Origin of the sequence: Rhizobium sp. P38BS-XIX, assembly GCF_012641435.1 — a bacterium.
Lineage (GTDB): Bacteria > Pseudomonadota > Alphaproteobacteria > Rhizobiales > Rhizobiaceae > Rhizobium.
Window position 1 is genome coordinate 785,364 of the sequence record NZ_JABAIJ010000001.1, and the last position, 14,250, is coordinate 799,613.

The 14,250-nt window shown below is 58.4% G+C and carries 12 protein-coding genes; all 12 read left to right on the plus strand.

The features are described 5' to 3' along the window. The first annotated feature begins 104 nt into the window (after window positions 1-104). The 12 genes from HGP17_RS03870 (at window position 105) to bamA (ending at window position 14,248) form a co-directional block, all read left to right on the plus strand. Complete coding sequence (locus HGP17_RS03870; protein ID WP_168806086.1) at window positions 105-1,184, plus strand: toxic anion resistance protein; 1,080 nt, start codon at window positions 105-107, stop codon at window positions 1,182-1,184. 5 nt (window positions 1,185-1,189) lie between these two features. Next, window positions 1,190-2,764, plus strand: a complete 1,575-nt coding sequence (locus HGP17_RS03875) for a VWA domain-containing protein (RefSeq protein WP_168806088.1) — start codon at window positions 1,190-1,192, stop codon at window positions 2,762-2,764. Between the two features lie 112 nt (window positions 2,765-2,876). Continuing rightward, on the plus strand, window positions 2,877-3,494 hold the full coding sequence (locus HGP17_RS03880; RefSeq protein WP_168806090.1) for a 5-bromo-4-chloroindolyl phosphate hydrolysis family protein: 618 nt from the start codon (window positions 2,877-2,879) through the stop codon (window positions 3,492-3,494). Continuing rightward, window positions 3,494-4,600 (plus strand): substrate-binding domain-containing protein, encoded by a 1,107-nt coding sequence (locus HGP17_RS03885; RefSeq protein ID WP_168806092.1) that lies wholly within the window; start codon window positions 3,494-3,496, stop codon window positions 4,598-4,600. Before HGP17_RS03880 ends, HGP17_RS03885 begins: the two co-directional genes overlap by 1 nt. Window positions 4,601-4,789: 189 nt before the next feature. Continuing rightward, window positions 4,790-5,557 (plus strand): 30S ribosomal protein S2, encoded by a 768-nt coding sequence (gene rpsB / locus HGP17_RS03890; protein ID WP_004118763.1) that lies wholly within the window; start codon window positions 4,790-4,792, stop codon window positions 5,555-5,557. Between the two features lie 376 nt (window positions 5,558-5,933). Further along, window positions 5,934-6,860, plus strand: coding sequence for a translation elongation factor Ts (gene tsf / locus HGP17_RS03895; protein ID WP_168806094.1), 927 nt, complete (start codon window positions 5,934-5,936; stop codon window positions 6,858-6,860). A 135-nt stretch (window positions 6,861-6,995) separates the two neighbouring features. After that, on the plus strand, window positions 6,996-7,715 hold the full coding sequence (gene pyrH / locus HGP17_RS03900; protein WP_168806096.1) for a UMP kinase: 720 nt from the start codon (window positions 6,996-6,998) through the stop codon (window positions 7,713-7,715). Between the two features lie 54 nt (window positions 7,716-7,769). Further along, the gene (frr, locus tag HGP17_RS03905; RefSeq protein ID WP_168806098.1) at window positions 7,770-8,330 is read left to right on the plus strand and encodes a ribosome recycling factor; all 561 of its coding nucleotides are present in this window, start codon (window positions 7,770-7,772) and stop codon (window positions 8,328-8,330) included. A gap of 106 nt (window positions 8,331-8,436) precedes the next feature. Continuing rightward, the gene (locus tag HGP17_RS03910) at window positions 8,437-9,183 is read left to right on the plus strand and encodes an isoprenyl transferase (RefSeq protein WP_168806100.1); all 747 of its coding nucleotides are present in this window, start codon (window positions 8,437-8,439) and stop codon (window positions 9,181-9,183) included. Beyond that, window positions 9,183-10,016, plus strand: coding sequence for a phosphatidate cytidylyltransferase (locus HGP17_RS03915; protein ID WP_168806102.1), 834 nt, complete (start codon window positions 9,183-9,185; stop codon window positions 10,014-10,016). The genes HGP17_RS03910 and HGP17_RS03915 overlap by 1 nt, the downstream gene beginning before the upstream one ends. Window positions 10,017-10,039: 23 nt before the next feature. Further along, the gene (gene rseP, locus HGP17_RS03920) at window positions 10,040-11,713 is read left to right on the plus strand and encodes an RIP metalloprotease RseP (RefSeq protein WP_168806104.1); all 1,674 of its coding nucleotides are present in this window, start codon (window positions 10,040-10,042) and stop codon (window positions 11,711-11,713) included. Between the two features lie 201 nt (window positions 11,714-11,914). Continuing rightward, window positions 11,915-14,248 carry an outer membrane protein assembly factor BamA gene (gene bamA / locus HGP17_RS03925; RefSeq protein ID WP_168806106.1) on the plus strand — a complete coding sequence of 778 codons (2,334 nt, stop codon included), beginning with the start codon at window positions 11,915-11,917 and terminating at the stop codon, window positions 14,246-14,248. The last annotated feature ends 2 nt before the right edge of the window (window positions 14,249-14,250 follow it).

Sequence of the window (14,250 nt, forward strand, 5' to 3'; positions counted from 1 at the left end):
GTGCCGATCAGGAATTGTAGTGGGGCGCGCGGGGGTGGATCGTCTGGGGGCGATTGACGGTTTTTTGCGGTCGGCTCCGTATTATCGACGAGAAAGCGCGATCCATGAGCAATGTCGAAACTTCCACCGGTTCCAACAACACGCTGCCGGTCGTCACGGCGGACCCTGCCGAGATCGCCCGCATTGGTGATACGATCGACCTGACCGATCGCGCTGGCATTTCCGTTTATGGGGATCGCGCCCAGCAGTCCGTGTCCGATTATTCCGATCGCATCCTGCGTGAAGTCCGCAATCGCGATCTTGGCGAGGTCGGCAAACTTCTGACCGATATCATCGTCAAGTCGAAGAAGCTGGATCCGGCGTCGCTGAAGGATGAGGGATTCCTCTCGCGCATGTTCTCATCGTTCCGTGCAAGGCTCGAACGCTTCAAGGAACAGTTCGAAGACGTCGCCGGCCAGATCGATCGCATCGGGCTCGAGCTCGATCGTCACAAGGATGTCCTGCGCAGGGACATCGCGCTGCTTGACGACCTGCACGAAGAAACCAAGCAATCCATCGTTCGGCTCGATGCCTATGTGCAGGCCGGCAAGGAGTTTGCCGATCGCTTTCGCACGACCGAACTTCCGCGCCTGAAGAGTGCGGCCGACGCCGCCTCTGCCAATCCCGGCGGCGGTATGCTGGAAGCACAGATCTATCAAGACAGCGTTCAAGCGCTCGACCGGCTGGAAAAGCGGGTCTTCTATTTGCAGCAGGCCCGCCAGCTCGGCATCCAGCAATTGCCGCAGATCCGCATCGTCCAGGCGGGTGACGAGACGTTGATCGAGAATTTGCAGGCGACCTCGGCGCTGACGGTGCCGGCATGGAAGCAGAAAATGGTGATCCTGCTCGGTCTTACCCAGCAGAAGTCGGCTCTCGAATTGCAGAAGACGGTGACGGACGCCACGAACGACATGATCCGTCAGGCGTCGAAGATGATGAAGGATCAGGCGATTGCCATCGAACAGCAATCTCAGCGCGGTATCGTCGATATCGACACGCTGGCTGCGGCCAACCGCGACCTGATCGATACGATCGGCGGTGTGCTCAAGGTGCAGGAGGATGGCCGCGCCAAGCGCGCCGAGGCCGAGCAGCGGATGCAGAAAATGACCATTGAACTCAAGAAAGCAATGATCGAGGCGCGGTAATTCGCATGACACTCCGCACATTCGTCACCGGCCTGACGCTGGCTGCAGCCCTTGCCTTGAGCGGCTGCGATGTCGGCGGATCGGGACCGAAGTTTTCCATTATCTCCGGCTCTGAAAACACGGTGCTCCAACCGATCGTTGAGCAATTCTGCAAGGAAAAGAAGGCGACCTGCACTTTTTCCTATGAAGGAACGCTCGATATCGGCTTGGCATTGCAAAGCGATCAGGGTGTGACGCAGGATGCCGTATGGCCCGCGTCGAGCGTCTGGGTCGATATGTTCGACGTCAAGCGCCGCGTGAAGTCGCCGACATCGGTGGCACAGATGCCCGTTATTCTCGGTGTCCGTAAATCCAAGGCGCAGGCCCTCGGCTGGATCGGCAAGCCCGTCTATATGAAGGATATATTGGCGGCGGTGAAAAACGGCTCGCTGAAATTCCTGATGACGTCGGCGACGCAATCGAATTCCGGCGCAAGCGCCTATCTCGGCATGCTGTCGAGCGCGCTCGGCAACAAGCCTGTCATCGAGCCCGGTGACCTCGACAAGCCGGATGTCCAGGGCGCTGTTCGCTCGCTGCTCGCCGGCGTGGAGCGCTCTTCCGGCTCTTCCGGCTGGCTTGCGGATCTCTATACCGACTCGGCCGCGAAGGGCGTGGTTTACGACGCCATGTGGAATTACGAGGCGTTGCTGAAGGAGACCAACGACAAGCTGACGGGCATGGGCAAGGAGCCGCTCTATGCCATCTATCCCGCAGACGGTGTCGTTGTCGCCGATTCGCCGATCGGCTTCATCGATCATGGGCGGGGGCAGGAGGTGGAGACCTTCTTCAATCAGCTGGTCGAGTATTTGCGCTCGGCGCCGGTCCAGAAGCAGATTGCCGATACGGGACGGCGTATTCCTCTTGCCGATGTTGCCGCAAAGCCCGATCCGTCTTGGAATTTCGATCCGACGCGGCTCGTCACAGCCATCCGCATGCCGGAGCCAACGGTCATTCGCCAGGCTCTTGATCTCTATCAGGTGACATTGCGTAAACCATCGCTGACCGCGCTCTGCCTCGATTTCTCGGGTTCGATGGCGGGTGAGGGTGAGAGCCAGCTGCAGTCGGCGATGCGCTTTCTGTTCAACCCAGATGAGACGGGCAAGGTTCTGGCACAATGGACGCCGGCTGATCGCATCATGGTCATTCCGTTCGATGCGAATGTGCGGGGCACCTTCGAAGGAACGGGAGACCCTGCTCAGCAGAAAGCTCTTGTCGACAGGGTCTCACGGCAACACGCCGGCGGCGGTACCGATATGTATGCCTGTGCAAGCAGGGCGCTTGACTGGATCAAGTCGACGCGTGATCTATCGTCCTTTCTGCCGGCGATCGTCATCATGACCGATGGAAAGTCCGATGATGCCAATGGTGATTTCATGAGCCGATGGGCAGCCGTCAATCCGCACGTGCCGGTGTTCGGTATCACTTTCGGCGATGCGGACAAGCGTCAGCTGGATACCTTGGCACAGGGCACGTCGGCGCGGGTGTTCGACGGCCGTGGTGATCTGGTCAGCGCATTCCGGGCAGTGCGTGGTTATAACTAGAGCATGTCTGTCTTAAACGGAGCCGCAGACATGCTCTATATGTTTGTTTTCTCGCAATTCCGGACGGAGCCAAACCGCTTCGCATCTCTATCGGAACTGCTCTAGGACGATAATGCGCAATTGGTTCGGCAATGACTGGAATTGGATCGTGGCGGGGCTTGCCGCTGCGATCGTCATTCCTGTCCTGAGTTTTGTCGCCGCCATGCCGATTTGGATTGCGGCGATCATCGGGCTGTTGGTTTTTGTCGGCCTTGTCTTCGTGCTCGCGCCGCGTGGCCTTTTCGAAGGGCTGGACGCCAGGGTGATCGGCAAGGGTCGGCTCGAGTTTGCCCGCGATCTCCTGAACTCCGCGGCGCCGGCGGCTCGCAGGCTGGAGGCATCGGCCGCCGCGATCGGCAGCAAGCAAACGGCAAAGCGAGTGAGCCATCTCGCTGAAATCGCCGCAGATGTCTTTGCGAAGGTCGAGGAGAACCCGGAAAGTGCCGGTACGGTCAGGCGTTTCCTCAGCTACTACCTGCCGCGGGCAGCAGAAGTGGCGGAGGGGTTTGCCGTGATCGAGGCGAAGCGCCAGCCCGATGCCGCTCGTTTGCAGGAAGTCGATCTGGTCCTGACCAAACTCGAGGACGCCTTCGTCCACTATTCGGACAGCCTTGTCGATGACAAGCTCGATACGCTTGATACGGAGTTGCGGCTGATACAAGCCTCGCTCAAAGAGGATATAGGACGCTGATGGCCATTTCCCGCCGCGCTTTTGGAGTAGGGCTTCTTGCCGCTGGGGCTGCCGGTACCGGTGGCTATTTTGCCGTCAAGGACAGGCCGGAGCTGCAAGGCTTGCTTGGAAATACCACCAAGCTCTTCGGTTTCATCGGCGGCGAGAAGGAAGCCTTCCTCGCCGATGCCGATGTGATCAGCGCGCTGCGCGGTTACGCATTGGAGATCAACAGCCGTGTCGCCGGCTCGGTCGAGATGGTGCGCGAGCAGGCGCTCCTGTCGCAGAACCCGGCCTTCCTCTGGCCGTCGTCCTCGATCATGGTCGATATCGCCCGACAAAGCGGTATCAAGATCCGCAACGACCGCGTCATTCTCAACACGCCCGTGGTTGTCTATTCCTGGCAGCCCGTGGTCGATGGCCTGACGAAGGCGGGGCTTGTCACCACCACGCCTGAAGGTCAGCATCAGCTTGACCTGAAATCCTTCCTGGACGCCGTGCTATCAGGCGCAAGCTGGTCCAAGCTCGGCGTCAATGCACTATACGGGCAGACTCGGATCGTCTCGACGGATCCCAATCGCTCGAATTCCGGCTTCATGTTCGCCGGGCTGGTGCTGAGCCTGATGAGCGGCAATGTGGCGAGTGCCGGCAATCTCGCCCAGTTCGGCGACAAGGCACAGGCGATCTTCCGCAACATGGGCTTCAAATCCTCATCGTCAGGAAAGCTCTTCGAGCAATATCTCGCAGGCGGGATCGGCGGAGAGCCGATGATCGTCGGCTACGAGAATCAGTTGGTGGAATGGATTCTTGCCGATCCGCAGCGCTGGAAACGGATACAGTCCAGCAACGGCGCCAAGCCCGTCGTGCTCTACCCGCACCCGACAGTGTATTCGGCACATCCGCTGATCGCGATCGATGAGCAGGTCGATCGCATGATCGATGCTCTGATCAGCTCGCGGCTGCAGGAGCTTGCCTGGACGAAGCACGGATTTCGCGGACCGCTCGGAACGGCCACCGGCGATGCCGACAGCGCGATTGCCGGCTTGCTACCCGCTGAAATCGATGCGGTCCTGCCGATGCCGGATGCCAACGTCATGTTGGCGCTACTGAATAAATTGGCAGCTTAAAGGGCAGGGTAAGCGTTCTTTTTTAGACCAAAGCCTTGCATTCCCGGCAAATCGACTGTATGGCCACCCGCATTCCACACGTAAGGCATGGGATTGTCCGGGAGAAATCCGGATGGTTCCGCCCGGTGGCATCCTCGAAGAGGGTGCTGTTCGCCTTGCGGAGGTTCAACCGGAAAAGGATATACAGGCATGGCATTGCCCGATTTTTCTATGCGCCAGCTTCTTGAAGCAGGTGTTCACTTCGGCCACCAGACGCACCGCTGGAACCCGAAGATGAAGCCTTACATTTTCGGCGATCGTAACAACATCCACATCATCGACCTCGCTCAGACGGTTCCGATGCTGAGCCGCGCCCTGCAGGTTGTCAGCGACACCGTTGCTCGCGGCGGCCGCGTTCTTTTCGTCGGCACCAAGCGTCAGGCGTCTGAACTGATCGCCGACAGCGCAAAGCGCTCGGCTCAGTACTACGTCAACGCCCGCTGGCTCGGCGGCATGATGACCAACTGGAAGACGATCTCCAACTCGATCCAGCGTCTGCGCAAGCTCGACGAAATCCTCTCCGGCGAAGCCCAGGGCTTCACCAAGAAGGAGCGTCTGAACCTTGAGCGCGAACGCGAAAAGCTCGACAAGGCCCTCGGCGGTATCAAGGACATGGGCGGCACGCCGGACCTGATGTTCATCATCGACACCAACAAGGAAAAGATCGCGATCGACGAAGCCAAGCGCCTCGGCATCCCGGTCGTTGCCATCATCGACTCGAACTGCGATCCGGACCTGATCGACTACCCGATCCCGGGCAACGACGACGCTTCGCGCGCCATCGCTCTCTACTGCGACCTGATCTCCCGCGCTGCCATCGACGGCATCGCTCGCCAGCAGGGTGCATCCGGCCGTGATCTCGGCGCTTCCGAGGAAGCCCCGATCGAGCCGACCCTGGCGGACGGCACCGAAGCCTGATCGCGCCTCGAGGCGGGCAGTAGGCTGTCCGCCCAAGCGCAATGACATCCGGGATAAGGCCGTTTGCGACTTCAACAAGTTCGAGCGGCCTTATCGCGTTTTGGATAACGCCTTACCTACTGCACAATTCCTTAAATCGAGATCGATTTAAGGGTGAAATTATGCAGCGGATTTAAAAAGCTACAGCGACCTTTGCGCGTCACTTGTGACGCACGGCGCTGTAGGCGGTAAATCCAGGCACGTTCCAAACAGAATTCCACAGTATGACGCTGCTTCATAACGCTGTCATACTTACGGGTACATTTCGTCCCTCAAATCGGTGCCGCTTCGGCTTGATGTCGTTTGCCGCACCGTATGAACCGACAAGAGGAAGCTCATGACCGAGATTACGGCTGCACTGGTGAAAGAACTGCGCGAAAAGTCTGGCGCAGGCATGATGGACTGCAAGAAGGCGCTGACCGAGACGAACGGCGATATCGAAGCCGCGATCGACTGGCTTCGTGCCAAGGGCATCTCCAAGGCAGACAAGAAGTCCGGCCGCACCGCCGCTGAAGGCCTGGTTGCCATCGCTGGCGCCGGCCACAAGGCTGTCGTCGTCGAGCTCAACTCCGAAACCGACTTCGTTGCCCGTAACGATGCCTTCCAGGACCTCGCTCGCGGTATCGCCGAAGTCGCGCTGTCCACCAACGGCACGGTCGAAGCCATTTCGGCTGCAACCTATCCTGCATCGGGCAAGCCGGTCGTCGACACCGTCAAGGACGCTATCGCGACCATCGGCGAAAACATGACGCTTCGTCGTGCCGCCAAGCTCGAAGTCGAGCACGGCGTCGTTGCGACCTACATCCACAACGCTGCCGGCGACGGCATCGGCAAGCTCGGCGTTCTCGTCGCTCTGAAGTCTGTCGGTGACAAGGCTGTTCTGACGTCGATCGGCCGCCAGGTTGCCATGCACATTGCTGCTACCAATCCGCTCGCTATCCGCGCCGAAGAAGTCGATGCTGCCGTCGCCGAGCGCGAACGCAACGTCTTCATCGAGCAGTCCCGCGAATCCGGCAAGCCGGAAGCCATCATCGAAAAGATGGTTGAAGGCCGCATGCGCAAGTTCTTCGAGGAAGTTGCTCTTCTCTCGCAGGCTTTCGTCATCAACCCGGACCTGACGGTCGGTGCTGCCATCAAGGAAGCTGAAAAGACCGCCGGCGCCCCGATCGAAGTCGTCGGCATGGCTCGTCTGCTGCTCGGCGAAGGCGTCGAAAAGGAAGAAAGCGACTTCGCTGCCGAAGTTGCTGCCGTCGCCAAGGGCTGATAGCGAAAAGAAATCATATCCCGGATTGGTGAAACCATATCAGGGAAAACGTATGGGCATCGCGTGACAACGCGGTGCCCTTCGTGTATCCGGCATTCACAATCATTCCCCCGACGATCACTTCAAGGAGCCACGATGTCTCAGCCGATCTACAAGCGCGTATTGCTCAAGGCCTCCGGCGAAGCCCTCATGGGTAGCCAGGGTTTCGGTATCGACGTCACGGTCGCTGACCGGATTGCTTCCGATATTTCGGAAGCCCGTGCGATGGGCGTCGAGGTTGGCGTTGTCGTGGGCGGAGGCAACATCTTCCGCGGCGTCGCCGTGGCCTCCAAGGGTGGCGACCGCGTGACCGGCGACCATATGGGCATGCTGGGGACCGTCATCAACGCGCTGGCTCTGGCAACGTCATTGCGTAAGCTCGATATCGAGACTGTCGTGCTTTCGGCGATTTCCATGCCCGAGATCTGCGAAAGCTTCTCGCAGCGCGCGACGCTTTATCACCTGTCGCTGGGGCGCGTCGTGATCTTCGCCGGTGGCACCGGCAACCCGTTCTTCACCACTGATTCTGCAGCCGCGCTGCGTGCCGCCGAGATGGGCGCACAGGCGATCTTCAAGGGGACACAGGTCGACGGCATCTATTCTGCCGATCCGAAGAAATTCCCCGATGCCGAACGGTTTGAGCATCTGACCCATAGTCAGGTGCTGGAAAAGGGATTGGCGGTCATGGATGTGGCCGCCGTGGCGCTCGCGCGCGAAAACGCAATTCCGATCATCGTTTTCTCGATTCACGAGAAGGGCGGCTTTGCGGAAATCTTGACCGGCGGTGGCCGCAAGACCATCGTATCAGACAACTGACATTCCTGTGGCGCCGGGTTGCCCGGTGTCGCCTTATTACAGGGGAGTATGGAAATGAGTGATGCCACCGACCTTAAGGAACTGAAGCGCCGCATGGATGGCGCTATCGCGGCATTCAAGAGCGATATCGCCTCGCTGCGCACCGGGCGCGCCTCCGCCAACATTCTGGATCCGGTCACGATCGAAGCCTACGGCTCGCGCATGCCGCTGAACCAGGTTGCCAACATCACTGTGCCGGAACCGCGCATGTTGACCGTATCGGTCTGGGACAAGTCGATGGTTGGTGCCGTCGAGCGGGCGATCCGCGAGTCCAACCTCGGCCTCAACCCGATCATGGACGGTCAGAATCTGCGTATTCCGCTGCCGGAACTCAATGAGGAGCGTCGCCGCTCGCTGGTCAAGGTCGCGCATGAATATGCCGAAAAGGCCAAGGTTGCGATTCGCCATGTTCGTCGCGACGGCATGGATGGTCTCAAAAAGACCGAAAAGGATGGCGTAATCGGCCAGGACGAAAGCCGTTCTCTGTCCGAGCGTGTGCAGAAGATGACCGATGATACGATTTCGGAAGTCGACCGCTTGCTAGCCGACAAAGAAAAGGAAATCATGCAGGTCTGATCGTAGGCTGGGGCCATCGCGCTTTCGATTTGCAACCATTGAAAGCGATGATCGCGCCCTAGATTACGAGGCCAGATCGTCTTCTGCCGAACAAAACCGGATCCATATGTCAGCACCTACGTTTTCCGTCGTACCCGAACACGTTGCCATCATCATGGATGGCAACGGGCGTTGGGCCAACGCGCGCGGCCTGCCGCGCACCATGGGCCACCGCAAGGGCGTGGAGGCTGTCCGGGAAACGGTGAGGGCGGCCGGTGATATCGGCATAAAATATCTGACGCTGTTTGCCTTCTCCTCCGAGAACTGGCGTCGGCCGGAGACCGAGGTCACCGATCTCCTCGGCCTGCTCAAGGCCTTCATCCGGCGTGACCTTGCGGAGCTTCATCGCCAGAATGTGCGGATCCGCGTGATTGGCGACCGCAGCAATCTGCGTGGAGACATTCTGCCGCTTCTGATCGAAGCCGAGGAAACGACCAGGGACAATACGTCGCTCACGCTGGTCATTGCGTTCAATTACGGCTCGCGTGACGAGATCACACGCGCTTTCGCAAGCCTCGCCAAGGATGTCGAAGCAGGGCGGCTGCGTCCGCAGGATATCAGTGCTGAGCTGGTGGGTGCCCGGCTGGATACCGCCGGCATACCCGATCCGGACCTGATCATCCGCACGAGCGGCGAGGAGCGGCTGTCGAACTTCCTGCTCTGGCAGGCCGCCTATTCGGAATTCATGTTCATGCCGGAATACTGGCCCGATTTTAGCCGAGACCTCTTTTTTTCAGCGCTGGAGAAATATGCCGCGCGCGACCGGCGTTTTGGCGGTCTTTCCGCCAAGCCGGCGGCGGCTGTGGGGTCGTAATGAGCCGCGAACTCAGGCTGCGTATCATTTCCGGCATCATTCTTGCCGTGGTTGTCCTTGCCGCTACTTGGTACGGCGGCATCTGTTTTCGCATCCTCGCGGCCGTCATCGGCCTGCTGATCTATTATGAATGGTCTACGATCACCGATCTGCACGGCCGTGACGCCCAGGGAAACGCGCTGGGCTGGCTTGGCGTCGTCTTGATCGCCATCGCCACTGTCATGAGCGAATCGGTCTACTCCATCGAGGTTCTTGCCGCCTTTGTGATTGTCACGGCGATCATGGTCGCAATTCGCCAAAAGAGCTGGTGGCTGCCCGGCGGAATATTTTATTCCGGGTTGACCGCGATCGCACTGGCCGAGATTCGCGATGACGATCTGCGCGGCTTCGTCCTCATGCTGTTCATTTTTGCGACGGTATGGGCAACGGATATTTTCGCCTATTTCGTCGGGCGTGCCATCGGCGGTGCCAAATTGGCACCACGCGTATCGCCCGGAAAGACATGGTCGGGTGCGATCGGCGGCACTATAGCGGCTGTTATCGCTGGAACCGCTGTCGTCTGGAGCTTTTTCTCGGCCGATGACCTGCGCGTGCCGTTTCTCGCATTGGTACTGTCCGTATTCAGTCAGATCGGCGATCTTTTCGAGTCTTTCATCAAGCGAAAGTTCGGCGTGAAGGACTCCAGCCACCTGATTCCCGGCCATGGCGGCGTCATGGATCGGGTCGATGGACTAATTTTTGCTTGTTTTGCAGCGTTTTTGTTGGCTATCGTAATGTCGCTGACAATGAGCGGCGAGACCTTTTCATTGGGCGGCGTTCTGCTCGGGGTCTGAAATTAACGCGAACAGGATGTTGCATGGGTAGCGCGGCAAGCTTTATCGGGTTCCTGACGAACAACGTCATCACCTTCATTTTTGTGCTGTCGCTGCTCGTTTTCGTGCACGAGATGGGCCACTATCTGGTGGGCCGCTGGTCCGGCATTCGCATCATGGCGTTCTCGGTCGGGTTCGGTCCGGAGATTGCCGGATTTACCGATCGTCACGGAACGCGCTGGAAGCTGTCTCTGATTCCACTTGGCGGTTACGTCCGTTTCTTCGGTGACGAGGACGCCTCCAGCAAGACCGATATCGACCAGCTCTCCGCGATGACGGAAGAGGAGCGGGCGCAATCCTTTGCCGGCGCCAAGCTGTGGAAAAGGGCGGCGACGGTTGCGGCCGGTCCGATCGCGAACTTCATTCTCGCCATCGCCATCTTTGCCTTGCTTTTCGGCATATACGGCCGCACGGTCGCCGATCCCGTCGTTGCCATGGTGACGCGCGACGGTGCGGCCGCCGAAGCCGGTATTGAGGCTGGCGACAGGCTGATGGCTATCGATGGCTCCAAGGTAACGACATTTGACGAAGTGCAGCGCTATGTCGGACTTCGTCCCGGTCGCACGATCACCCTGACTGTCGAGCGAGACGGCCAGATGCGTGATTTCCCGATCGTTCCGAAGCTGGTCGAAGATACCGATCAGTTCGGCAACAAGATGGAAATGGGCCGTATCGGCATCGCACTTGTCGACCCGGTGGTGACCGGCATCGAGCCGGCTGGACCGGCTGCAAAGGCCGGCCTCATGGCTGGAGATCGCCTGATTGCCGTCGATGGCAAGAATGTCGGGACTTATTACGACATCGGCCGCTATGTAAGCGAGCATCCCGGCAAGAGCATTGTCCTGACCGTGCAGCGGGCGGGCGCAATGCGCGATTTCACCATCGTTGCCAACACGCTGACCGGCACCGACGCATCCGGCAACAAGAAGGATATCGGCAGTATCGGGATTGCGCCGATCGATCCGCTCGTTGCAACGATTGCGCCCGATAGCCCCGCTGAAGCGGCGGGTCTTCAACTGGGTGACCGGATTCTTTCTGTGGATGGAAATGCAGTCAGCTCGATCGGCGAAGTGCAGCGTTATGCGGCCTCCCATGCCGATAAGCCTGTCGTTCTGTCTGTTTCGCACAACGGCGAAACGCGCGAGATCAAGGTGACGCCAAAGAAGTCCGAGGAAATGGATGTCTTTGGCGCTCGGACGGAAATTGCCACCATCGGCATCACGGACGGCCAGAAGCCGATCAAGCTTCGCTACGAGGCTTATGGGCCGCTTCAGGCGCTGGGCGAGGGCGTAAAGCAGACCAGCAACATCGTCTCAGGCACCTTCGAATATCTCGGCAATGTCATTGGTGGCTATATGAAAGCCGATCAGCTCGGAGGACCTATCCGGGTCGCCCAGCTGTCCGGCCAGATGGCGACTTTAGGCTTCGCCGCAGTGTTGCAGTTTGCAGCCATACTTTCTGTTTCAATAGGGTTATTAAATTTGATGCCCGTTCCGGTACTTGATGGCGGGCACTTGATGTTCTATGCGATTGAAGCTGTAAGGGGAAAACCTCTGGGTGCGCGTGCGCAGGATATCGCTTTCCGGATTGGATTTGCGATGGTGCTCTCACTCATGGTGTTTGCGACGTGGAACGATATCAGTTCCAGACTAGGCTAGCGGAGTAAGACGAGAGGAAAATTACGATTTATTTACGATGTTTCAAAGCTGTAGTGGCGAATGGGTCACGCTTTGAAATGAAGTAAACGGAAATTAACTTGCTCCCTTGTTTGTATGTCAAAAGCGGGTAAAACGACACACGTGGCCGGAATCGGGTTCGCTCGGGGCTGGGGACGACTGAAAAAAAGGTAAGAAGTGAAAATGAAGGCTGGTTCAAGATTATTGAACGCAGTGTCGGCGGTAGCGCTGTCTGCTGGTGTTGTTGCGTCGGGCGCTGGTGTTATCACCCTTGCCTCTGCCTCAGTTGCGGAAGCGGCTGTTATTCAGCGAGTTGATGTCCGGGGTGCTGAGCGCATTGGTGCGACGGCCGTACGTGACAACATCTCGATCAAGCCCGGCAAGAGCTTCTCTCCCGCCGATATCGATGCTTCCGTGAAGCAGCTTTATGCAACCGGATACTTCTCCGATGTGCATATCACTGTCTCCGGCAGCTCGCTCGTCATTTCGGTCAAGGAAAACCAGCTGATCAATGCTGTGGTTTTCAACGGCAACCGTAAGATCAAGGACGACAAGCTCGAGGGTATCGTTCAGACCCACGCTGCCGGCCCTTACAACGAAGCCACCGTTCAGGCCGACATCAAAACCATCAAGGATGCGTATGCTTCCATCGGTCGTAACGATGTTCAGGTGACCACGCAGACCGCTGTGGTCGGGCAGGGCCGTCTCAATGTGGCCTTCGTCATCAATGAAGGCGATCGCACGAAGATCGACAAGATCAACTTCTCGGGCAACCAGGCCTACGGCAGCGGACGTCTCGCTTCGGTGATCAGCACCAAGAAGAGCAACTTCCTGTCGTTCCTGACCCGTAAGGACGTCTACAGCCCGGATAAGCAGCAGGCCGACCAGGATGCCCTGCGTCAGTTCTACTACAATCACGGCTATGCTGACTTCCGCATCGTCAGCGCCGACGCGACGCTGAACGAGCAGAACAACGAATACACGCTGAACTTCAACGTTGATGAAGGTCCGCGCTACACCTACGGCGATATCAATGTTGTATCGACAGTCGATGGCGTCAATGCCGACGAACTGAAGGGTCTCGTCATCACCCATAAGGGCGATGTCTACAGCGCCAAGGACATTCAGACCTCGATCGAGAACATTTCCAAGCGCGTTGCATCGGCAGGCTATCCGTTTGCTCGCATCACGCCGCGCGGCAATCGTGACCTGAGCGGCCACACGATCGGTATCGAATATCTGGTTGACCAGGGCGAGCGCGCCTATGTCGAGCGTATCGAAATCCGCGGCAACACCCGCACGCGCGATTACGTTATCCGCCGCGAGTTCGATCTGAACGAAGGCGATGCGTTCAACCAGGAAATGATCACCCGTGCGAAGCGTCGTCTCGACGCCCTCGGTTACTTCACGAAGGTTGACATCTCCACGGCACAGGGCAGCGCTCCGGACCGTGTCGTTGTTATCGTCAACGTCGAAGATCAGCCGACCGGCTCGTTCGGTATCGGCGCGGGCTACGCCGTCGGCAACAACGGTGGTCTGCTGCTCGAAGCTTCGGTTGAAGAAAAGAACTTCCTTGGCCGTGGTCAGTACATCCGTATCGCGGCTGGTGCCGGTACGGAAGGCAACCGTACGTACAACATCTCGTTCACCGAGCCTTACTTCCTCGGCTACCGTCTGGCTGCTGGTTTCGATATCTTCAAGAACCAGACGTCGAGCGACGATTACTACGACTATTCGGAAGAAGGCTTCTCGCTGCGCGTAACCGCGCCGATCACCGAGAATCTGGCGACGACGCTGCGCTATAACTACAAGCGCCTGACCTACGATGGCACGAACGATTGGCAGGATAACCTTTCCAATCCGTACCTGAACCTCGTTGAGAACGGTCCTTGGGTTCAGTCGACGATTTCGCAGACCTTCACCTACAACACGCTGGATGACCAAAATCTTCCGCGTGAAGGCATCATCGCCAAGTTCACGCATGAATATGCTGGTCTCGGCGGCGACTCCGACTTCTACAAGCTGAGCGGCAAGGCTCGTTACTACAAGATGATCAGCGACGAAGCCGATATCATCGGTTCGTTTACGGTCGGCGCTGGCTACGTCATGGCGACGGACAAGAAGCTCAACGTCTTCGACCAGTTTACGCTCGGTGGCCGTGAAATTCGCGGCTTCGAGAATGCTGGTATCGGCCCGCGCTCGTCCAACGGCGATCCGCTTGGTGGTACGACTTACTTCACGGCTTCTGCTGAAGCGAGCATGCCGATGCCGGGCGTTCCCCAGGATATCGGCCTGCGCATTGCAGCCTTCGCTGATGCTGGTACGCTCTACGGCAACAAGGCGAACCTGTTCGGTGACATCCTGCACAACGACAGCTCGATCCGCGCTTCGCTTGGTGCAGGCTTGATCTGGTCGTCACCGTTCGGCGTCATCCGTGTTGACTATGCTGTGCCGGTTCTCAAGGAAGACTACGACAAGGTTGAGAACTTCCGGTTTGGCATCGCCAACCAGTTCTGATA

Excerpts from the sequence above, each read along its gene's own strand:
- HGP17_RS03870 (WP_168806086.1), top strand. The coding sequence starts at position 105 with ATGAGCAATGTCGAAACTTCCACCGGTTCCAACAACACGCTGCCGGTC.
- HGP17_RS03875 (WP_168806088.1), top strand. The coding sequence starts at position 1,190 with ATGACACTCCGCACATTCGTCACCGGCCTGACGCTGGCTGCAGCCCTT.
- HGP17_RS03880 (WP_168806090.1), top strand. The coding sequence starts at position 2,877 with ATGCGCAATTGGTTCGGCAATGACTGGAATTGGATCGTGGCGGGGCTT.
- HGP17_RS03885 (WP_168806092.1), top strand. The coding sequence starts at position 3,494 with ATGGCCATTTCCCGCCGCGCTTTTGGAGTAGGGCTTCTTGCCGCTGGG.
- rpsB (WP_004118763.1), top strand. The coding sequence starts at position 4,790 with ATGGCATTGCCCGATTTTTCTATGCGCCAGCTTCTTGAAGCAGGTGTT.
- tsf (WP_168806094.1), top strand. The coding sequence starts at position 5,934 with ATGACCGAGATTACGGCTGCACTGGTGAAAGAACTGCGCGAAAAGTCT.
- pyrH (WP_168806096.1), top strand. The coding sequence starts at position 6,996 with ATGTCTCAGCCGATCTACAAGCGCGTATTGCTCAAGGCCTCCGGCGAA.
- frr (WP_168806098.1), top strand. The coding sequence starts at position 7,770 with ATGAGTGATGCCACCGACCTTAAGGAACTGAAGCGCCGCATGGATGGC.
- HGP17_RS03910 (WP_168806100.1), top strand. The coding sequence starts at position 8,437 with ATGTCAGCACCTACGTTTTCCGTCGTACCCGAACACGTTGCCATCATC.
- HGP17_RS03915 (WP_168806102.1), top strand. The coding sequence starts at position 9,183 with ATGAGCCGCGAACTCAGGCTGCGTATCATTTCCGGCATCATTCTTGCC.
- rseP (WP_168806104.1), top strand. The coding sequence starts at position 10,040 with ATGGGTAGCGCGGCAAGCTTTATCGGGTTCCTGACGAACAACGTCATC.
- bamA (WP_168806106.1), top strand. The coding sequence starts at position 11,915 with ATGAAGGCTGGTTCAAGATTATTGAACGCAGTGTCGGCGGTAGCGCTG.